At 74.8% G+C, this 18,805-nt stretch carries 21 protein-coding genes; 15 read left to right on the forward strand and 6 right to left on the reverse strand.

Annotation, left to right across the window (positions count from 1 at the left end; translation table 11 throughout):
* Nucleotides 1-178: 178 nt before the first annotated feature.
* Both ACLQ2X_RS25945 and ACLQ2X_RS25950 read right to left on the reverse strand, forming a co-directional pair.
* Entirely contained in the window at nucleotides 179-370 is a 192-nt protein-coding gene (locus ACLQ2X_RS25945; protein ID WP_425683696.1) for a GTPase activator, read from the reverse strand.
* 59 nt (nucleotides 371-429) lie between these two features.
* On the reverse strand, nucleotides 430-1,320 hold the full coding sequence (locus ACLQ2X_RS25950) for a DUF72 domain-containing protein (RefSeq protein ID WP_425683697.1): 891 nt from the start codon (nucleotides 1,318-1,320) through the stop codon (nucleotides 430-432).
* 133 nt (nucleotides 1,321-1,453) lie between these two features.
* Between ACLQ2X_RS25950 and ACLQ2X_RS25955 the strand changes: the two genes are divergently transcribed.
* The 3 genes from ACLQ2X_RS25955 (at nucleotide 1,454) to ACLQ2X_RS25965 (ending at nucleotide 3,997) form a co-directional block, all read left to right on the forward strand.
* Nucleotides 1,454-2,203 (forward strand): hypothetical protein, encoded by a 750-nt coding sequence (locus ACLQ2X_RS25955; RefSeq protein WP_425683698.1) that lies wholly within the window; start codon nucleotides 1,454-1,456, stop codon nucleotides 2,201-2,203.
* An 85-nt stretch (nucleotides 2,204-2,288) separates the two neighbouring features.
* A complete protein-coding gene (locus tag ACLQ2X_RS25960; RefSeq protein WP_425683699.1) occupies nucleotides 2,289-3,023 on the forward strand; it encodes a Pr6Pr family membrane protein in 735 nt (244 codons plus the stop codon).
* Entirely contained in the window at nucleotides 3,020-3,997 is a 978-nt protein-coding gene (locus tag ACLQ2X_RS25965; protein WP_425683700.1) for a glycoside hydrolase family 88 protein, read from the forward strand. Before ACLQ2X_RS25960 ends, ACLQ2X_RS25965 begins: the two co-directional genes overlap by 4 nt.
* Here the strand turns inward: ACLQ2X_RS25965 and ACLQ2X_RS25970 are convergent.
* On the reverse strand, nucleotides 3,984-4,490 hold the full coding sequence (locus tag ACLQ2X_RS25970; RefSeq protein WP_425683701.1) for a mycothiol transferase: 507 nt from the start codon (nucleotides 4,488-4,490) through the stop codon (nucleotides 3,984-3,986). The genes ACLQ2X_RS25965 and ACLQ2X_RS25970 overlap by 14 nt on opposite strands.
* Before the next feature lie 147 nt (nucleotides 4,491-4,637).
* Between ACLQ2X_RS25970 and ACLQ2X_RS25975 the strand changes: the two genes are divergently transcribed.
* Nucleotides 4,638-5,153, forward strand: a complete 516-nt coding sequence (locus ACLQ2X_RS25975) for a 2'-5' RNA ligase family protein (RefSeq protein ID WP_425683702.1) — start codon at nucleotides 4,638-4,640, stop codon at nucleotides 5,151-5,153.
* Between the two features lie 8 nt (nucleotides 5,154-5,161).
* Here ACLQ2X_RS25975 and ACLQ2X_RS25980 read toward each other — a convergent pair whose 3' ends face one another.
* Complete coding sequence (locus ACLQ2X_RS25980) at nucleotides 5,162-5,428, reverse strand: hypothetical protein (RefSeq protein WP_425683703.1); 267 nt, start codon at nucleotides 5,426-5,428, stop codon at nucleotides 5,162-5,164.
* Nucleotides 5,429-5,595: 167 nt separating this feature from the next.
* Here ACLQ2X_RS25980 and ACLQ2X_RS25985 point away from each other — a divergent pair, with 167 nt between their 5' ends.
* From ACLQ2X_RS25985 to ACLQ2X_RS26015, 7 genes are all read left to right on the forward strand, one after another.
* A complete protein-coding gene (locus ACLQ2X_RS25985) occupies nucleotides 5,596-6,423 on the forward strand; it encodes an MEDS domain-containing protein (protein WP_425683704.1) in 828 nt (275 codons plus the stop codon).
* The gene (locus ACLQ2X_RS25990) at nucleotides 6,420-7,382 is read left to right on the forward strand and encodes an anti-sigma factor RsbA family regulatory protein (RefSeq protein WP_425683705.1); all 963 of its coding nucleotides are present in this window, start codon (nucleotides 6,420-6,422) and stop codon (nucleotides 7,380-7,382) included. The genes ACLQ2X_RS25985 and ACLQ2X_RS25990 overlap by 4 nt, the downstream gene beginning before the upstream one ends.
* Nucleotides 7,383-7,510: 128 nt before the next feature.
* Nucleotides 7,511-9,040 carry a hypothetical protein gene (locus tag ACLQ2X_RS25995; RefSeq protein ID WP_425683706.1) on the forward strand — a complete coding sequence of 510 codons (1,530 nt, stop codon included), beginning with the start codon at nucleotides 7,511-7,513 and terminating at the stop codon, nucleotides 9,038-9,040.
* On the forward strand, nucleotides 9,037-9,972 hold the full coding sequence (pip, locus tag ACLQ2X_RS26000; RefSeq protein WP_425683707.1) for a prolyl aminopeptidase: 936 nt from the start codon (nucleotides 9,037-9,039) through the stop codon (nucleotides 9,970-9,972). The genes ACLQ2X_RS25995 and pip overlap by 4 nt, the downstream gene beginning before the upstream one ends.
* A gap of 41 nt (nucleotides 9,973-10,013) precedes the next feature.
* A complete protein-coding gene (locus tag ACLQ2X_RS26005) occupies nucleotides 10,014-10,847 on the forward strand; it encodes a metallophosphoesterase family protein (RefSeq protein WP_425683708.1) in 834 nt (277 codons plus the stop codon).
* On the forward strand, nucleotides 10,844-11,506 hold the full coding sequence (locus tag ACLQ2X_RS26010) for a 4'-phosphopantetheinyl transferase family protein (protein WP_425683709.1): 663 nt from the start codon (nucleotides 10,844-10,846) through the stop codon (nucleotides 11,504-11,506). The genes ACLQ2X_RS26005 and ACLQ2X_RS26010 overlap by 4 nt, the downstream gene beginning before the upstream one ends.
* A gap of 95 nt (nucleotides 11,507-11,601) precedes the next feature.
* Nucleotides 11,602-13,863 carry a catalase gene (locus ACLQ2X_RS26015; protein WP_425683710.1) on the forward strand — a complete coding sequence of 754 codons (2,262 nt, stop codon included), beginning with the start codon at nucleotides 11,602-11,604 and terminating at the stop codon, nucleotides 13,861-13,863.
* Between the two features lie 54 nt (nucleotides 13,864-13,917).
* Here the strand turns inward: ACLQ2X_RS26015 and ACLQ2X_RS26020 are convergent, their stop codons facing one another.
* Both ACLQ2X_RS26020 and ACLQ2X_RS26025 read right to left on the reverse strand, forming a co-directional pair.
* Nucleotides 13,918-14,895 carry a DUF2804 domain-containing protein gene (locus ACLQ2X_RS26020; RefSeq protein WP_425683711.1) on the reverse strand — a complete coding sequence of 326 codons (978 nt, stop codon included), beginning with the start codon at nucleotides 14,893-14,895 and terminating at the stop codon, nucleotides 13,918-13,920.
* An 86-nt stretch (nucleotides 14,896-14,981) separates the two neighbouring features.
* On the reverse strand, nucleotides 14,982-15,740 hold the full coding sequence (locus ACLQ2X_RS26025) for a peptidylprolyl isomerase (protein WP_425683712.1): 759 nt from the start codon (nucleotides 15,738-15,740) through the stop codon (nucleotides 14,982-14,984).
* 213 nt (nucleotides 15,741-15,953) lie between these two features.
* On the opposite strand from ACLQ2X_RS26025, the gene ACLQ2X_RS26030 reads away from it, so the two are divergent.
* The 4 genes from ACLQ2X_RS26030 to ACLQ2X_RS26045 all read left to right on the forward strand — a co-directional run bounded on the left by ACLQ2X_RS26030 (nucleotide 15,954) and on the right by ACLQ2X_RS26045 (nucleotide 18,803).
* A complete protein-coding gene (locus ACLQ2X_RS26030; RefSeq protein ID WP_425683713.1) occupies nucleotides 15,954-17,108 on the forward strand; it encodes an RNA ligase RtcB family protein in 1,155 nt (384 codons plus the stop codon).
* Nucleotides 17,105-17,710: a peptide chain release factor H gene (gene prfH, locus ACLQ2X_RS26035; RefSeq protein WP_425683714.1), complete on the forward strand. Its 606-nt coding sequence runs from the start codon at nucleotides 17,105-17,107 to the stop codon at nucleotides 17,708-17,710. Before ACLQ2X_RS26030 ends, prfH begins: the two co-directional genes overlap by 4 nt.
* Before the next feature lie 116 nt (nucleotides 17,711-17,826).
* Entirely contained in the window at nucleotides 17,827-18,165 is a 339-nt protein-coding gene (locus ACLQ2X_RS26040) for a hypothetical protein (protein WP_425683715.1), read from the forward strand.
* Nucleotides 18,162-18,803: a hypothetical protein gene (locus ACLQ2X_RS26045; protein ID WP_425683716.1), complete on the forward strand. Its 642-nt coding sequence runs from the start codon at nucleotides 18,162-18,164 to the stop codon at nucleotides 18,801-18,803. The genes ACLQ2X_RS26040 and ACLQ2X_RS26045 overlap by 4 nt, the downstream gene beginning before the upstream one ends.
* Nucleotides 18,804-18,805 lie beyond the last annotated feature (2 nt).

The raw sequence follows: 18,805 nt of genomic DNA on the forward strand, positions 1-18,805 counted from the left end.
GGGGGCGCCGCCGGCGGCCCCGGGCGGGGGGCCGGCCGGGGCCCACCGGCGGGCCGGCCCCCCACATCGGGGTGGGTCGCCGGCCGCGCGGTGTCGTCCACTGCCGGTCGGTCCGGCACTCTGAATTCGGTCCGGGAAGTCGGTCCGACGCTCTGAGTCGGTCCGGAGACCTGGTCGGTCAGGAGCCGGTGCCGCCCGGGTCGGGTGCCGACGGCTCGTTGTCCGGCACCGGCGACCCGGCGAGCGGGTGCCCGGTGTCGTCGACCAGGCCCGGGGCCATGCTGCCGCCGTGCGCCTCCTCGGCCTCCCGGGTCACCCGCGGGTCCCGGTCGTCCGGCGCCGCGTCCTGTCCGTTCTGCCGCTGCTCCACGGATCCCCCCTCACGATCGTCCACCACACCGCCGTACCCGCCCGCCCGCCGGGGAAACGTCAGGCGCGGGCCGGTGCGGGCGCGACGCCGAGCAGGCCGGCCAGCGCGGCGGCGTCACGTTGGGCCTGGTCACCGCAGCAGTTGTTCATCAGCACATGCAGCTCGGCGCACTGCTCGGCCAGTTCGCGTAGCAGCACCGACCAGTGCCGCAGCTCCTGCTCGCCGTAGGCGTAGCGGAACCGTTCCTGCTTGTCCCCGCTCTCCCAGGCGGTGCTGTGGCCGTGGAACCGGATCACCGCGAGATCGGTGGTGGCGACCAGGATCGGGGGCACCGACGAGGGGTGCCCCTGCGGCATGTCCACGCAGGCGTAGCCGAGGTCGTGCTCGCGCAGGAACGTCACCGTGTCGGTCATCGCCTCGTCGGTGAACCAGGACGAGTGTCGCAACTCGACGGTGACCGGCCAGGGGCGGCAGCGTTGTGCGGCGGCCAGGATCCGCCGCCGGGCCGCGTCGCCGCGGGCCAGCCACGGTGGGAACTGCAACAGCACGGCGCCGAGCCGGTCGGCCGCCGCGAGCGGGGCCAACGCCGCGTGGAACCGGGCCCACAGCTCGTCGTACGCCCCGGCGGGCAGGTCCCGCCAGCGCACCCGGCTCGGTCCGCCGGCCGGGCGCAGGTCCCGGGGCAGCGCGTCGACCGGGGTGTGGTGGCCGGTGAAGAGGCGGAACGCCTTGACGTCGAAGATGAAGCCGTCCGGGGTGGCCGCCGCCCACGCCGCGGTGGTCTCCGGCACCGGCACGGCGTAGTACGAGGTGTCCACCTCGACCAGCCCGAAGTGCTCGGCGTACCACCCGAGTCGACCGGCGGGGGTGTTGACCCCGCGCGGATACCAGCCGGAACGGATCAGCATCTGATCGGCCCACGAGGACGTGCCCACCTTGATGACACCCATGTAGTTCAGTTCACCGCCACGCCGGGCCGTCGGCAACCGGAGGCGACGGCGACAGGGTCGTACCGGTGCGGCCACCGGCCCCGACTGCCGCCGGTGTGACGCGTGGACGGGTGGCGGCGCTGAGGATCACGAGATGGACGCATCCCGCCTGGACCCGGAAGCCGTCGAGCGACTGCTCGTCGGCCACCCCGGCGAGGCGTCCGCCGGACCGCCCGCCCTCGTCGGCCTGCTCGACGCGGTGCGGGCGGAACCCCGCGCCGGCGAACTCGACGGCGAGACAGCCGCCGTCGTGGCGTTCCGGGCGGCCCGCCGGACCCGCCGGGTCCGCCGGCTCGGCGTCCGGGTGGCGGTCTGCGCCCTGGTGGCGTCCCTCTCCGGCGGGGTCGCGCTGGCCGCGACCGGGCACCTGCCCACCGCACCCCAACCGTCCGCGCCACCACCGGCCGCCACCGCCACCGCCACCCGCCCGTCGGCGCCGGCCCGTCCGGACCCGACCGGCTCCGCGCACCCCGGCCCGCCGCACCCGTCGTCGCCGCCCGGCCGCTGCGTCGCCTACCGGTCCCTCACCGGGGCGGACCGTGGACGGGCGCTGGGCACCCCCGCCTTCGCGGACCTGGTCGCCGCCGCCGGCGGCGCGGACCGGGTCCCGGCGTACTGCGCCGGCCTGCTCGACAGCGGCGGCCCGGCGGCCGGCACCGGACCCGACGGCGACGCCGGCCGCCGCCGTGGCGCGGGACCTCCCGGCGACACGAGGGCGCCCGGCGACCCGGGGCCTGCCGGTGACACGGGGCCGCCCGGTGACACCGGTTCCCCCGGTGACACCGGTTCCCCCGACGGCACCGGACGACCCGACGCGACGGGTCCGGGACGCCACCGGGCGTGAAGCCGACCACCGGACGGGTGCCCGAGGACGTCGCGACGCCGGCCGACCGCGGCCCGGACTGACAACCGGCTGGTAACTTGCCCCGGTGACCCCGCGGCGTCGACGAGCGGCGATCCTCCTCCGGCTGACCGTGCCGCTCGGTGTGCTGGCCGGAATCGTGCTCACCGCGCTCGGCTCGGCCACGCTCGCCGGCCTGCTGCCGTACTTCACCATCCAGAGCAACCTGGCGGTCGGCGGGCTCGCCGGCTACGCCACCTGGTGCGCGCTGCGCCGCCGGCCCGAGCCGCCGAGCGCGCTGACCGGGGCGGTGACCCTCTACATCACCATCACCGGCACGGTCTACCACCTGGTGCTGGCCAACGCGGCCAGCCCGTTCGCGGTGCCCCAGCCGCAGCGGGACCCGGGCGAGTGGTGGGGCAACCAGTTGCTGCACACCGTCGTCCCGTTGCTCGCGATCGCCGACTGGGCGCTGTCTCACCGCCCCGGCCGGCTCCGCCCCCGCTACGCCGCCTGGTGGCTGGCGTTCCCGGTGGCCTACCTGGCGTTCGCGCTGGTACGCGGGCTGATCGTGGACCGCTATCCGTACCCGTTCCTCGACGCCGGTCAGCTCGGCTACCCCGGGGTGGGGGTCAACGCGCTGGGGTTCGCCGCCGCGTTCTGGCTGCTCGGCCTGCTGTTCGTGGCCGTCGACCGGCTGCTCGCCCGCGCCGGCCGGGGCCACCCGGTGTCTTCGGACCACCCGGCGTCCCCGGACGACGCGGCGCGGCGCACGCCGACAGGTGTCGGCCGGTCCGGGTCGAGCCGCGGCGAGCGGCGATGAGGTGGACCGGGGAACCCGCCGCCGACCGGGTGCTGCTGGCGCTGCTCACCATGCAACGGGAGTCCTGGGAACAGGGACTCCTCGGCCAGGCGCTGCTGGATCTCGATCTGCACGAGGCCGCCGTGCTGGTCGCCGACGCCGCGGTGACCCGGCAGCGACCGGACGGCCGGCTCGGCGAACCCGCCGGGTCGGTCGGCGCGGTCAACGGGGCCGCCTGCGGCGAGGTGGTCCGGCACGCCGCCCGCACCACCGGGGACCCCAGGTACGGCAGGGCGTTGGACGCGCAACTCGACTGGCTGACCGGGTGGGCGCCCCGGGCCGCCGACGGCACCCTGTTCCACCTGCTCGACGGTCGCCAGGTCTGGGCGGACACGATCTACATGGTCGTACCGCTGCTGGCGTCGACCGGCCGCACGGAGCTGGCCGCCGCGCAGGTCATCGGGCACCGGCGCCGGCTGCACGACCCGCACACCGGCCTGTACGCCGCCCGCTGGGACGAGGACCGCGGTGAGCTGGACCGGCCGGGCCCGTGGGGCACCGGCAACGGCTGGGTGGTCGCCGGGATCGCCCGCGCGCTGCGCCCCGGCCCGGCCTGGCCGGCGGCGCTGCGGGCCGAGCTGGCCGGCCACGTCGAGGAGGTGCTGACCGCCTGCCTGGCGTACCGGGGCGACGACGGCCTCTTCCCGGACGTGCTCGACGACCCCGGTACGTTCCGCGAGGCCAACACCGCCCAGCTCCTCGGGTACGCGGCCCTGACCGGGGTGACCGACGGGTGGCTGCCCCGTTCCTGGGCAGCCGTCGGCGCGGACCTGTTGGCCGCCGCCGACCGGCGGGTCGACGGGCACGGCCGGGTGACCGGGGTCAGTGGCGCCCCCGAGTTCACCGGACCGGGGACCTCCCCGGAGGCGCAGGCGTGCCACCTGCTCGGGTACGCCGCGCTCCGACGCACGCGCGCTGCGCTCAGCCCTGGATGAGCCCGCGCACGTACGCCGCCTGGCCGACGTGCTGGAGATCGTCGTCGAGCACGCTGACCAGCCGCACGCCGAGGGTGACCGGCGGGTCCCAACTGGTGTCCACCACCCGGTCCAGGTCGGCCGGGTTCAGCCCTCGCAGGTATGCCAGGGTGCGGTCCACCACCGCCCGGTGGTAGTCACGTAACACGTCACCGTCCTCCGGTCGTACCGCGGCGACCTGCGCCGGGCCGTGGCCGAAGCCGACGTCGTCCGGGTCGGGTCGCAGGCCGAACCGCGGCGCCCAGTCGCCGGTGACCCAGAGCTGGGGTTCACCCATGACGTCGGCGACGTGGTGATCCTGGATCCGGGTGAGGTGCCAGATCAGCCAGCCCACCGGGTTCGCGCCGTCGGCCGGCGCTTGGCGGAGCTGCCGCGGGTCGAGCCCGTCGAGCGCGTCGGCGACCAACCCGGGCAGCCGCCCGTACCCCTCGGTCAGCAGATCCTTCACATCCACGCGTGCCTCACCCCCGCCGTCTCGTACCGTCCTCCCCGGCCAGTACCGCCGTGCCGGGCGGACAAACCTCTGCGACCGATCCGGTTCGGCCCCTCGGGGGACGCGGGGTGGGCGGTCCGGGCGTGTCCCGGGCGCTAACGTGATCATGTGGTCGCGGCGCTGGAGCTCTATCTCGACACCGACGCCACCCGTCGGGTCCGGGTGCTGTGGGACCTTCTGGAGTCCGAGGGGGTGCCGAGCCTGCGGTCGCTGCTGGGGCAGCGGCACCGCCCGCACGTCTCGCTCGCGGTCGCGCCCCGCCTGGACCCCGAGCGGGTGGCCGAGGCGCTGGCCGGGATGGTCGTCGCCGCGCCCCTGCGGCTGGAGTTCCCGCACGCCGGTCAGTTCGTCGGTCGGGTGCTGTGGCTCGGTGCGGTGCCGACGGCCGCGCTGCTGGAGCAGCACGCCCGGGTGCACGGACGGTTGGCCCGCGCCGGCATCGACGTGCTGGAGCACTACCGGCCGGGGCACTGGGTGCCGCACTGCACGCTGTCCATGCGGGTGCCGAACCCGCTGATGGCCGCCGCGGTGCGCCGCTGCCTGGAGGTGCTGCCGCTGACCGCGACCGTGGTGGGCGCGGCCGTCGCCGACCACGCCCGCGACATCTCCCACCCGCTCACCTGACCGGCCCGTCACCGGCCCTGGCCTGCCGGGGGTGCTCCGGCAGCGGTGAGGTCCAGGAGGAACGTCGGGTAGTCCGGCTGCGGACACGGGTCACCCCGGTGGCCGAGCCGCTCGTAGAAGGGCGCCGCCCGCTCCCGGTGGGCCTGCCACTCCAGGTGCCGGGCGAAACGGTCCCGCTGGGCGCCGGCCGGCTCGTCGCCGACGCCCATCGCCGCGAGCATCGGCCGCAGCCGGGTCCAGTCCGTGCTGCGCAGGCTCCGCGCGGTGATCGACATCGGCTCAGGATGCCGGCCGGCCCGATGGCCGGCCATCGGGTTTCGCATCGCCCGGGACCCGCCCGCCACCCGACACCCCGACCAGCGGATACGGCGACCGGGCCGCGTACGGCCTGGCGTGGTCCGGCGTTCGCGGGAGAATAGAATGGACCTATGAGGCGATCTCGGTGAGCAGCGTGGGCGTGTCGTACCCGGGCTACACCCACCGCTGTCTCGCCTACGACGACCCGGCCGTGCTGCACGCGCTGACGGTCGAGCAGGTCACCACCGGCCTCGCGGTGGGCGAGCGGGTGTGGCTGGTGGGCACCGAGGATCCGGCCGCCGGGATCCACCGGTTGGCGGCGGTTCCCGGGGTCGACGCCGCGCTGCGCCGGGGCGCGCTGCGCGTGCTCGACGCCACCGAGGCGTACCGGCACGACGAGGTCGTCGACCCGGAACGGCAGGTCCGGGCCTATGCGCGGGCCACCACCGAGGCACTCGACGCCGGGCACACCGGCCTGCGGGTGGTGGCCGAGGCGACCAGCCTGGTCCGCACCCGGGAACAGCGGGCGGCCTTCGCCCGCTACGAGCACCGGATCGACCACTGGATGCGGCACCGGCCCATGTCCGCGGTCTGCGCCTACGACCTGCGGGTGCTCGGCGACGCGGCGATCGCCGAGCTGGCCTGCCTGCACCCGATGACGAACGCGGACGTGCTGTTCCGCCTGCACTCCGGCGGCGGCGACACGGCGGCGGCGCTCGGCGGCGAGCTGGACCCGTCCAACCATGAACTCTTCGCGGCCGCCCTGGAGCGGGCCGACCCGCGCCCGGTCGCGGGACGCGTCGTGTTCGATGCCTCCCACCTGCGGTTCGTCGACCACCGCAGCCTGCTGCACCTGCGCGACCACGCCCGCCGGTACGGCGCTGTCGCGGTGCTGCGCACCCGCCGTCCCGCTCCGGCCCGACTGGTCGACCTGCTCGGCCTGACCGAGGTGCGGGTGGAGGTCGTCGGATGAGAACCGGCGCGGCGTCGGGTCACCTGGGCTACTTCCACGAGGCGTTGGTCTACGACTCCGACGAGGAGTTGCTGGCCGTGGTGGTGCCGTTCCTGCGCGACGGTGCGGCGGCCGGCGAGCCGACGGCGGTGAACCTGAGCGAGCGCCACACCGACCTGGTGCGGCGGGCGCTGCCCACCGGCGCCGGGGTCACGTTCCTGCCGGTCGCCGACGGGCGGGCCCGACCCGCTGTCGCGTTGCGCGCCTGCCGCGACCTGCTGGCCTCCTGGGTGGCGGCCGGCGCGTCGCAGATCCGGCTGGTCGGTGAGCTGCCGCCGGTCATGCTGGGCGCGACCTGGGACTGGTGGGCCCGCTACGAGTCGGCGATCAACCAGGCGTACGGCGAGTTTCCCCTCTGGGGCATCTGCGCCTACAACCGTCGGCGCGCCCCCGCGCACGTGCTGGCCGACGTGGCGCGTACCCATCCGTTGATGGCCCGACCGGACGGCGGGCACGAGGCCACCGGTCTCTACACCGAGCCGGAGACCTACCTGGCCGAGTGCCGGCCGGCGCCGCTGGACCCGGTGCAACGTTCGACGCCGCTGGTGGAGCTGGTCGATCCGACGCCGGCCCACGCCCGGGCGGCGGTGCGCGGGGCCGACCAGGGTCTGCTCACGTCCGACGGCTTGGACGATCTGGTCATGGCGGTCAGCGAGGTGGTGAGCAACGCGCTGCGGCACGGCGAGCCGCCGGTGCGGATGCGGCTGTGGCGGGCGGCCGATCGGATCGTGGTGACCGTCCACGATCGAGGGGACGGCCCGAAGGACCCGTACGCCGGGCTGCTGCCGGCGGGGGACGGTTCGGACGGTGGGCTGGGTCTGTGGATCAGCCACCAGAGTTGCGACCATGTGACGCAGCTTCGGGGCACGGACGGCTTCACCATCCGTCTGACGGCGGGGAACCCGCACTTCCCGGTCTGACCGCGTGACCGACCGGCGGGCGGGGGGCGCTATGCGCGCGCGGACGCGGTACCGTTGCGCCGCATCGTGCCCGGCGGGGCGGTGGTCATCCGCCGGCCTGGCGCCGGCGGACCGACGGAGGATGGCACATGTCCCACGGTGAGGAGCCGTTCGCACCCCACGACGACGTGTCGGCGCGACCGCGGTTCGATCCCGCGTTGCGCGGCTACGACAAGCGTCAGGTGGACCGGTACGTCGAGCAGATGGACGTCGAGATGGGCGCGTTGGCCGCTGCCCGGGACCGGGCGTACGCGCAGGTGCGCGAGCTGACCACACAGGCGCAGCGGGCGCAGGCCGAGGCGGCGGAGCTGCGGGACCGTCCGACGACTGTGGACCGGGCGTCCTTCCGGGACCTGGGGCCGATGGTCGACCAGATCCTGGACCTGGCCGAGAAGCAGGCGGGCCAGATCACCGAGGTGGCGAGCCGCCGGGCCGAGGAGGTCCAGGTCCAGGCGGAGAAGCTGTTGACCGCGGCCCGGGACCAGGTGGCGCGGGAGCGGCACGAGTTGGACGAGGAACTGGCCGCCCGCCGCGTCGAGCAGGACCGGGCGGACGAGGAGCGGCGGGCCGCCGCGCAGGCGGAGCTGACCGCGGTACGGGAGCTGGCGGAGAAGCTGCGCGCCGAGGGCCAGGCGGTGCACGACCGGGCCCAGCAGGAGGCGAAGCGGATCACCGAGCAGAGCGCCCAGCAGGTCGAGCAGGCACGGTCGGCGTCCGAGGCCCTGGTGAAGGCGGCGCGCACGCAGATCCAGCAGGAGGTGCAGGCCAACCGGAGCAAGGCCCAGCAGGAGCTGGCCCAGTGGCAGGCCACCATGGCCCGGGAGCTGGACGAGCGGCGCGCCGCGGCCGAGCAGGAGCTGGCCGACCGGGCGGCCGCCGCCGAGAAGGACATCGCCGCGCTGGTCGCCGAGGCCCAGCAGTACGCCACCGACGTGCGGCAGCGGGCCGACGAGGAGACCGCGGCGCACCAGGGGCAGCTCGCCGTCGTGCAGCGGGACCTCCAGCAGCGGCAGGAGGCCCTGAACCAGCTCCGGGCGGAGCTGGAGACGGCAGGCCGCCAGTTGACGGAGACCCGCCGGGAGGCCGCCACGGTCGAGCGGGCCGGCGCCGAGCTGGACGAGCGGCTGGTCGGCGTACGCCGCGAACTGGCCACCGAGACCCGGCGGCTCGACGAGGCCCGGCGTGCGGCGGAACTGGCCGAGCAGCACGCCAAGGACACCCGCGCCCGGGTGCAGCGGGAGGCCAAGCGGGTCGCCGATCTGGCCGCCGCGGCGGTCATGGCGGCGGCCGCGGGAGGCTCGGAGACCGCCGAGTACCCGCATGTGCCGGCGCGTCTGGTGCCCCCTGTCCCGGCGGCCCACCGGATCGCGGAGGACCGGCCCTCGGAGGACCGGACCTCGGACGAGCGGACCGCGGAGGACCGCGGCGACGCCGGGTGGTCCGACGGCGAGGAGCCTGGGCGGGAGCGGGCCGCCTCCGAGCGGCTGACCGCGGAGCCGTTCATCGAGCGGCTGGACGGGCCGAGCTTCGACGCGTTCGGGGTGCGCACCCCGGCCCCGCGGGTCAGCCCAGAGGCGGAGAACACGGGTACGGACGCCGACGTGCGCGCCCCGGCGTGACAGTCGAGCCGTACGCCACCCACCGGCTCCCGGTCGGCGACGGCCACGTCCTGCACGTGGAGGAGGTCGGGCGGCCGGACGGCGTACCTGTGGTCTTCCTGCACGGCGGTCCCGGCGGCGGCCTGGTGCCGGCCGCCCGCGGGTTCTTCGACCCGGCGCGCTACCGGGCGGTGCTGTTCGACCAGCGCGGCGCCGGCCGCAGCACGCCGTTCGGCGAGTTGCGGGCCAACACCACCTGGCACCTGGTGGGCGACCTGGAGACGATCCGGCGACGGCTGGGCATCGACTCGTGGCTGGTGTTCGGCGGCTCCTGGGGGGCCACGCTGGGCCTGGCCTACGCGCAGGCGCACCCGGACCGGGTCACCGGCCTGGTGCTGCGCGGGGTGCTGCTGCTGCGCCGCAGCGAGCGGGAGTGGTTCTACCAGGGCGGGCTGCGCCACCTGCAACCCGAGGAGTGGGACCGGTTCGTCGCCCCGATCCCGCCGGCCGAACGCGACGACGTGCTGGGCGCCTACCACCGGCGGCTGCACGGCCCGGACGAGGCGCAGGCGCGGGTCTGCGCGCGGGCGTGGGGGCGGTGGGAGGCGGTCAACTCGTCGCTGCTGCCCGACCCCGCGACGCTGGCCCACTTCACCGGCGAGGAACACGCGCTGCCGATCGCCCGGATCCTCTCCCACTACGTGGTGCACGGCGGTTTCCTCACCGAGGGCCAACTGCTCGACGGGGTGGACCGGATCCGCCACCTGCCCGCGGTGATCGTCAACGGCCGCTACGACCTGTGCTGCCCCCCGGTGTCCGCGTACGACCTGGCCCGCCGGTGGCCGGAGGCGGACCTGCGGATCGTGCCGGACGCCGGCCACTCGGCCGGCGAGCCGGGTGTCGCCCGGGAGCTGCTGCGCGCGCTGCGCGACGTGACCGACCGGATCGGTTGACCGACTGGTCATCTGCGGGCGTCACTGGCAGGATCTTGCCGGTGACTGGTGGCCTGTACGCGGTCAGCGACCTCCATGTGTCGTACGCCGAGAACCGGGCGGTGGTGGACCGCCTGCGGCCGGCGACGGCCGACGACTGGCTCATCGTGGCCGGTGACGTGGGTGAGGTCTTCGCCGACATCGAGCGGACCCTGCGGCTCCTGCGCGACCGGTTCGCCCGGGTGGTGTGGGTGCCGGGCAACCACGAGCTGTGGACCCACCCGAACGATCCGGTCACGTTGCGGGGGGTGGCCCGCTACGAGGCGCTTGTGGCGATGTGCCGCGAGCTGGGCGTGCTGACCCCGGAGGACGACTGGGAGGTGTTCCGGGGCGAGGGCGGGCCGGTCACCGTGGTGCCGCTGTTCCTGCTCTACGACTACTCCTTCCGGGCGCCCGGCACCACGACGAAGGAGGAGTCGCTGCGGGTGGCGTACAAGTCCGGGGTGGTGTGCACCGACGAGATGCTGTTGCATCCCGACCCGTACCCGGACCGGGAGTCCTGGTGCTGGGACCGGGTGGCGGCGACCGAGCGGCGGCTGGCCGACACCGATCCGACGCTGCCGACCGTGCTGATCAACCACTGGCCACTGGTGCGCGAACCCACCGATGTGCTCTGGTATCCGGAGTTCGCCCAGTGGTGCGGCACCGACCGCAGCGCCGACTGGCACGTCCGGCACCGGGCGGCCGTCGCGGTCTACGGCCATCTGCACATCCCGCGCACCACCCACTACGACGGGGTGCGGTTCGAGGAGGTGTCGCTCGGCTATCCGCGGGAGTGGCGGCGGCGCGGCGACGAGCCGGCACCGATGCGGCGGATCCTCGGCGGTGCGGCGTGATCGAGGCGCTGCTGCCGGCCGACGCGCGGGTCGTCGAGGCGTTCGCCGACTCCCCCGGCGAGGGACCGTACCCCGGCGAGGAGGACCTCGTCGCCCGGGCGGTCGACAGACGCCGCCACGAGTTCGTCACCGCCCGCCGCTGCGCGCGGCAGGCGCTGGCCCAGCTGGGGTACGCGCCGGCACCGATCCGCAGCGGGCCCCGACGGGAACCGCTCTGGCCGCCGGGGGTGGTGGGCAGCATCACACACTGCGTCGGCTACCGGGCCGCGGCGGTCGCCCCGGCCGGCGCGGTCGCCGGTTTGGGCATCGACGCCGAACCGCACGAGCAGTTGCCCGACGGGGTGGCCGACGCGGTGACCACCCCCGGCGAGCCGGAGCGGCTGGCCGCGCTGCGCGCCGCCGACCCCGCCACGCACTGGGACCGGCTGCTGTTCAGCGCCAAGGAGTCCGTGTACAAGGCGTGGTACCCGCTGACCGGGCGCTGGCTCGGGTTCGAGGACGCGGAGTTGACCTTCGATCCGGCGGGCCGGTTCACCGCCCGCATCCTGGTCGACGGCACCCGCGCCGACGGCGGGCCGGCGCTGCGGACGCTCGACGGCCGGTGGCTGGTCGCCGGCGGGCTGGTCCTCACCGCCGTGGCGGTCTTCTCCCGGCCCTGACCAGCACCACCGCGCATCCACCCGGTTTGCCCGGGTCGACCTGGGGTAGGGCCGTAGAGGCACTGGTCATTTCACCGCAGGGAGGACAGGTCCTGATGGATTCCAGCAAGCCCACCCAGATCGTCAAGGGTGTCGTCGAGGCCGCCGTCGAGAAGGTCGGTGACGCGTTGTCCCCGGACGTGCCCGGCGCGCCGGGCAGCGCGCCGCCCTCGTTGGAGGAGCCGACCACGCCGCACGGCCCGCTGCCGCCCAAGCACGAGCAGGGCGCGCCGGACACCCGGACCCCCACCGGCGCGGAGACCGGCGTCCCGAAGATCGCCAAGGGGCAGCAGGGCGCGTACCTCACCACCGCCAACGGCGCCCGGCTGCGCGACACCGACCACTCGCTCAAGGCCGGCCCGCGCGGCCCGGTGCTGCTGCAGGACCACCACCTGCGGGAGAAGATCACCCACTTCGACCACGAGCGGATCCCGGAGCGGGTGGTGCACGCCCGGGGCGCGGGTGCGCACGGCGTGTTCGTCGCCTACGGCGCCGCCGAGGAGGTCAGCCGGGCCGGTTTCCTGAAGAAGGGACGCGAGACCCAGGTCTTCGTCCGCTTCTCCACGGTGCTGGGCTCGCGCGGCTCGGCGGACACCGTCCGCGACACCCGCGGTTTCGCCACCAAGTTCTACACCGACGAGGGTACGTTCGACCTGGTCGCCAACAACATCCCGGTGTTCTTCATCCAGGACGCGATCAAGTTCCCGGACGTCATCCACGCCGGCAAGCCCCACCCGGACCGGGAGATCCCGCAGGCGCAGAGCGCCCACGACACGTTCTGGGACTTCGTCTCGCTGCACACCGAGGCGCAGCACCACACCATCTGGAACATGTCCGACCGGGGCATCCCGCGGTCCTACCGGACCATGGAGGGCTTCGGTGTGCACACGTTCCGCCTGGTCAACGAGGCCGGGGCGACGGTACTGGCCAAGTTCCACTGGAAGCCGAAGCTCGGCGTGCACTCGCTGACCTGGGAGGAAGCGCAGCTGCTCGGCGGCATCGACCCGGACTTCCACCGCCGGGACCTCTACGACGCCATCGAGGCCGGCGCGTTCCCCGAGTGGGAGCTGGGCATCCAGGTCTTCCCGGACACGCCGGAGGAGACGTTCGCCGGGGTCGACCTGCTCGACCCGACGAAGATCGTGCCGGAGGAGCTGGCGCCGGTGCAGCCGATCGGCAAGCTCACCCTCAACCAGACGCCGCGCAACTTCTTCGCCGAGACCGAGCAGGTGGCGTTCCACGTCGGACACCTTCCGCCGGGCATCGACGTCACCAACGACCCGCTGCTGCAGGGCCGCCTCTTCTCGTACGTGGACACGCAGCTCACCCGCCTGGGCGGGCCGAACTTCACCCAGATCCCGATCAACCGGCCGCACGCCGACGTCAACGACATGTTCCGGGACGGCTTCCACCAGCACGCGGTGCACGCCGGGGTGGCGCCGTACCGGCCCAACTCCCTCGACGGCGGCAACCCGTTCCCCGCCGGTGACCGGGAGAACGCGTTCCTCGACACCCCGGTCGTGGTGGCCGAGGCGCCGAAGGTCCGCGCCGCGCCGGCCTCGTTCGACGACCACTACAGCCAGGTACGCCTGTTCTGGCAGAGCATGTCGCCGGTGGAGAAGGAACACATCATCCGGGCGTACACGTTCGAGCTGGGCAAGTGCTACCACCAGGCGATCAAGGAGCGGCAGCTCCAGTGCCTGGCGAACGTGGACCCGGTGCTGTGCGAGCAGGTGGCCATCGGCCTGGGCCTGCCCGCGCCGCAGCCCACCGTGCCGCTGGCCGAGGTGCAGCCCAGCCCGGCGCTGTCCCAGGTCGGCCGGGAGTGGCCGGCCGACGGGCGGATGGTCGGCATCGTGGTGGACGCCGAGGGCGACCTGGGCGACGTGCACGAGGTACGCCGGGAGGTGTTCGCCGCCGGCATGGTGCCGCTGCTGATCGCCGCGCACGGCGGCACGGTCGACGGGCTGCCGGTGCAGCGTACGTTCGCCACCGCCCGGTCGGTCGAGTTCGACGCGATCCTGCTGGCCGGTGCGCCGGCCCCGGCGCCGGACGCGCTGCCGGCCCGGGACGACAAGGCCGGTGCCCCCGGCTCCCCGGCCACCGACCCGCGGGTGCTGCTGCTCGTCGAGGAGGCGTGGCGGCATGCCAAGGCGATCGGCGCGTGGGGCGCGGGCACGGAGGTCCTGCGGGCCGCCGGCGTGGCCGGCACCCCGGGCGTGGTCGCCGGCGGCTCCGGAGCCGAGGTGCTCGGCGAGGTGCAGCGGCTGATGGCGGCGCACCGGGTCTGGGAGCGGTTCCCGGCCTCGGTGGCCTGACCCCGCACGGCACGAGGGGGCGGTCCCGGATCCGGGACCGCCCCTCCCGCGTGCTCACCAGCGGTTGCGTGCCTCCTCGGCCCAGCCGGTCAGGCCGTCGAGGTCGACGCGCTCACCGTCGTCGGTGGCCGCCCAGCCGGTGAAGTGCCCGAAGCACTGGTGCGTCTCGCCGGCCAGCACCAGCAGGTTGGTGCGCGCCACCCGCTCGTGGAACGGATGGAACGTGACGTCGACCCGGTCGCCGGTGATCCGCCACGGCCGCAACCAGTCGGAGCGGTCGTACCGCCAGGTGAGGTCGGCGCCGATCTTGTGCAGCCGCCCGTCGACGAAGACCGCGTTCTCGGTCGAGCCGGTACCGTCGGTCCACTGTCCGCCGAGCTGGACGGCCCGACCCGCGGCGCTGCCGGCCGCCCAGTTCCACCGCACCGCGTACCGCCACTTGCCGCGCCCGTGGTCGAGCGCCGCGTACGACCCCTCCCCCACCGGGTGGGCGACGCCGTCGACCCGCAGCGTGCCGCGTACCGGGCGGCCGATGTCCTTGACGGTGTACTGGAACCGTCGGCTGCTCCAGGGCACCACCACGCCGAGCGACTCGTGCCCGGGCGGCAGCGGCACCTCCAGGTCGACCTCGACACCGGAGCCGGCGGCCCGGATCACGCTGCCCCGCGAATCCTGGTCGATCTCGACGGTCAGCCCGCCACCACGGGTCCGGACCGGGCCGTCGCCGCTGACCGTCGGCAGGACCGTGCCGCGGGCGAACGGCACCACCGCCTCCGCCATCGTCTCCCGGCCGGTGCGCCGGTCCAGCAGGTAGAGGCTCTGCACCCCGGCGTAGTCGAGCGACGACACGACCAGGCCGAGGATGTGCGTCGGGGTGACCACACCCCAGTGCTCCCAACGCTTGGCCCGACCCCAGCCGCGCAGGTTCGCCCGGTGCAGCGGGCGGCGGCTCCAGCCGACCGCCTCCGGGTTCAGCCGGCCGTCCGGCCGGCACAGGTCCACCGGCTCGGTGATCTCCCGCTCGTGCGTCATCGCCGCAGGTTACCGGCGTCCGCGTCGACCCGGCGGGGCGGTACCGGCACCGTGCCGGCCGGGGCCGTCCCGCCGGGCCGTCGGTGTCAGCGGCCCTGCTTGGCCCGGTCGATCAGCACCGGCACCGCCGGGGCGCCGTCGACCGGGGCCGGGTCCTCCGGGGTGGGCGCGATGCCGCCGGCCGCGATCCGGTCCAGCGTGGCCAGGCCGGCCGCGTCGATCCGGCCGAAGACGGTGTAGTTGGGGCGCAGCGCCGAGTCGCGCTGCACCAGGAAGAACTGGCTGCCGTTGGTGTCCGGGCCGGCGTTGGCCATGGCCAGCGTGCCCCGGGCGTAGAGGCGGCGCACGCCGGTGGGGTCGGTCGGCGCCGGCGGCAGGTCGGTGGGCAACTCGTCGCGGTAGCGGTAGCCCGGGCCGCCCGAGCCGCTGCCGGACGGGTCACCGCACTGCAACACCGTCAACGTCGGGTACGCGGTGAGCCGGTGGCAGGGCGTCCGGTCGTAGAACTTGCGCCGGGTCAGGTGCAGGAAGCTCTGCACGGTGCAGGGGGCCTGCGCGCGGTCGAGGGTGAGCCCGATCGGCCCCTGGTTGGTGTGCAGCGTGACCCGCACGGTCCCCCGGTCCGGGGTGCGGCGCGGGTCGGCGGGCAGCGGCACCGGCCGGACCGCCGGGTCCTCCGGCGTCGGCGTGTACGCGCACGGCCCCTTGGTGGGCGCGGGGTCGGCGGCCGGCGCCGCGCTCGCCGCGACACCTCCGGCGGCCACCAGCGCCGCGGCGGCCATGCTCACCCCCGCGAGACGGGCCAGCAGCGACACGGTGGTGGTCGGTCGGGTTTCGCTCGACACGTGGGTCCTCCCTGGACTCGTGGTACCGGAACGACCGGAGTCTATGGAGCGAGTGCGGTGATGTCGACGCGGCGGACCGGGGGAAAGTCGGTTGCCGGCGACGCGCGGTGTCCGGGACAGTGGCCGGCATGACGTTCTGACGGCCGTATCCCAGTCCGCGGGTCCGCCCCGCCTGCCCCGCCGTTCCCTCTCTTGTCGCAGAAACGAGCGTCTGTGTCCGCGTACCCCTCCGGGCGGGCCGTCGTGCCCGCCACCGTCTCCGTCTTCTCCTCCCCCGGCAGCTGGATCGAGTCCGCCGCGCTGGACCAGTGCCGTCAGGTCGCCGCCCTGGACGGCATGGCGCACGTCGCCGCCATGCCCGACCTGCACCCCGGCAAGGGCGCGCCGATCGGCGCCGCGATGGCCTCGACGGTGCTGTACCCGTTCCTCGTCGGCTCCGACATCGGCTGCGGCATCGCGGTGTTCCCGATCGCGCTGCGCCGGGCCGTGCCGGAACGGCTGGCCGCCCGCTTCCCGGACCTGGACCGGCCGCTCGACCCGAGCCGGGACGCCGACGACCCGGCCTGGTCGGTGCTGGCCGGCGACGTGCCGGCCGGTCACCTCGACGGCCTGGGCACGGTCGGGCGCGGCAACCACTTCGTCGAGCTGGCCCGGGTCGGGCCGGTCCTCGCCGCCGAGCACGCCGACCGGTTCGGCCTGCGCGCCGGCGACATGGTGCTGGTGGTGCACTCAGGGTCGCGCGGGCTGGGCGAGCGCATCCTGCGCGCGCACACCGAGGTGCACGGCGCCGGGCCCGCGCCCGACCCGGACGCCTATCTGGCCCGACACGACGCCGCCGTGCGGTGGGGGTCGCTCAACCGGCGGCTGCTCGCGGCGCGGGTGGCGTACGCGCTGGGCGCCGAACCCGCCGAACCGGTCGTCGACCAGTGCCACAACCTGGTCGAAATCCGCGACGGGCACTACCTGCACCGCAAGGGCGCGGCGCCGGGCGACGGGCGGGACGTGCTGGTCGCCGGCACCCGGGGCACGCCTTCCTACCTGGTGGCCGCGCACGCCGGCCCGGAGGCCAACCACTCGGTGGCGCACGGCGCCGGGCGCAAGATGTCCCGGGCCGACGCGCTGCGCCGGGGTCGGGCCAAGCACACCGTCGAGGAGCTGCGCCGCACCCCGGTCGGCTCGGTCGTGGTGTGCGGGGACCGGCAGCTGCTGTTCGAGGAGGCGCCCACCGCGTACAAGCGCATCGAGCAGGTGATCGGTGACCTGGTGGCGCACGACCTCGCCACGCCGGTCACCACCACGGTTCCGCTCGTCACCTACAAGACGCCCGACGCCGGGCGGCGCGACGAGCGCCGGAAGGGACGGCGGTGACCGAGCTGCTGCTGTCCGCCGGGCGCGGACCCGTCGAGTGCGCGTGGTCGCTGGCCCGGCTGCTGTCCCGCCTGGAGGGTGAGGCGGCCCGGCGGGGCCTGCGTACCGCGAGGATCGAAGCGGTGTCCGGCGACCGGGCCGGCACCTACCGGTCGGTGCTGGTCCGGATCACCGGCGCCGGGGCGGAGGCGTTCGCGGCCGGGTGGACCGGCACGCTCTGCTGGCAGGCGCCCAGCCCTTACCGGACGGGGCGCGGGCGGAAGAACTGGTACGTCACCGCCCGTCCGTGCCGCACCGACGTCGCGGTCACGCCGTTGCGCGAGGCCGACGTCGAGTTCGTGCCGTGCCGCACCGGCGGACCCGGCGGGCAGCACCGCAACAAGGCCAGCACCGCCGTCCGGGCCACGCACCGACCGTCCGGCCGGACCGTGGTGGTCCACACCGAACGGCACCTGTCACTCAACCGCCGGCTCGCGATCGACCTGCTGCGGCGGCAGCTCGCCGAGGACGACGCGGCGGCCCGGCGGGCCGGTGAGACCGCCCGGTGGCGGATCCACGACGACCTCGTCCGGGGCGACCCGGTGCGGGTGGAGCGGCCGTGAGCCGGGCGCCGGCGGCGGGAGGCCGGACCGCCCGGGTCGGCCGGTGACCGGCCCGGCTACGGTGGGCGGCGAACGGGCAGCTCAGCCCGGCGGGGTGCGACGCGCGAGGAGGACGGATGCGACGGAGGAGAGTCGGCCTGGGAGCCGTACTGCTGGCCGGCACGCTCGCCCTGACGTCCTGCGGGTGGAACACCGGCACCGATCCCGAGACCTACGTCCGGGACGCGATGAGCGAGGCCACCTCCATCAAGGAGAAGACCGGGCACTTCCCCCGGGGCGTTGACGAGCTGTCACTGGGCGACTACGACGGGGTGGGCAACGTCTGGTTCGTCACGAACAACGACGCGTCCGTGCTCTGCGTGGAGCTGTCCGTGCCGGACGCCAAGTACAGCGTGTACTCCTCCGAGCCCTCGCGGGTCACCGAGGGCACCTGTGACATGGACAAGGTCCAGTGAACGGCCTGGTGCGTCGGTTCCGCGCGGTCGTCGCGATGTGGATCTTCGTCGGGTCGGGCGGGTTCCTGCTGACCGCGTTCCTGGGTCTCGCCCTGCTGACCCAGTCGGGTCCGTTCGCACCCGCGTCGACCTTCTCCATCGACGCCGAGTTCCGCCCCGGCGCGGAGGTCAAGCGCCGTGACACCGGCGTACGCCCCGGCAATCTGCTGATCCTCGCGACCCCGGCCACCGTGGACGCCGACTCCGTTCGATGCACCGGGAAGAGCCGGGTCTACACCACCGGGGAGCAGCGGACCGTCGAGCTGACCGGCGCCCGGCCCGAGGGAACCGCAGCGGTCATGCGGGGGCGCCCCGACGGCGGCGGCGGGGCACGGGAGTTCACCCCGGTCCTGGCCACCGACGGGGTCAGCTGGATGGGGATCGACTTCATCAGCTGCACCGGTGACGGTGCGGAGGCGTTCGCGCTGACCTCCGCCAAGGGCATCCAGAGTGACAACTTCCGGCTCGGCACGGGCGTCGTGCTCCTCCTGCTCGCCCCGGTGCTGCTCGGACTGGGTCTGCTCGCGCTGTACGTCACCCGGAAGTGGAACCGGGAGGCGGCACTGCGCGGCGAGTCGACGAGCTGGCCGTACCGGTGACC

The sequence above is a fragment of the Micromonospora sp. DT31 genome (assembly GCF_049841795.1).
Taxonomy (GTDB): domain Bacteria; phylum Actinomycetota; class Actinomycetes; order Mycobacteriales; family Micromonosporaceae; genus Micromonospora.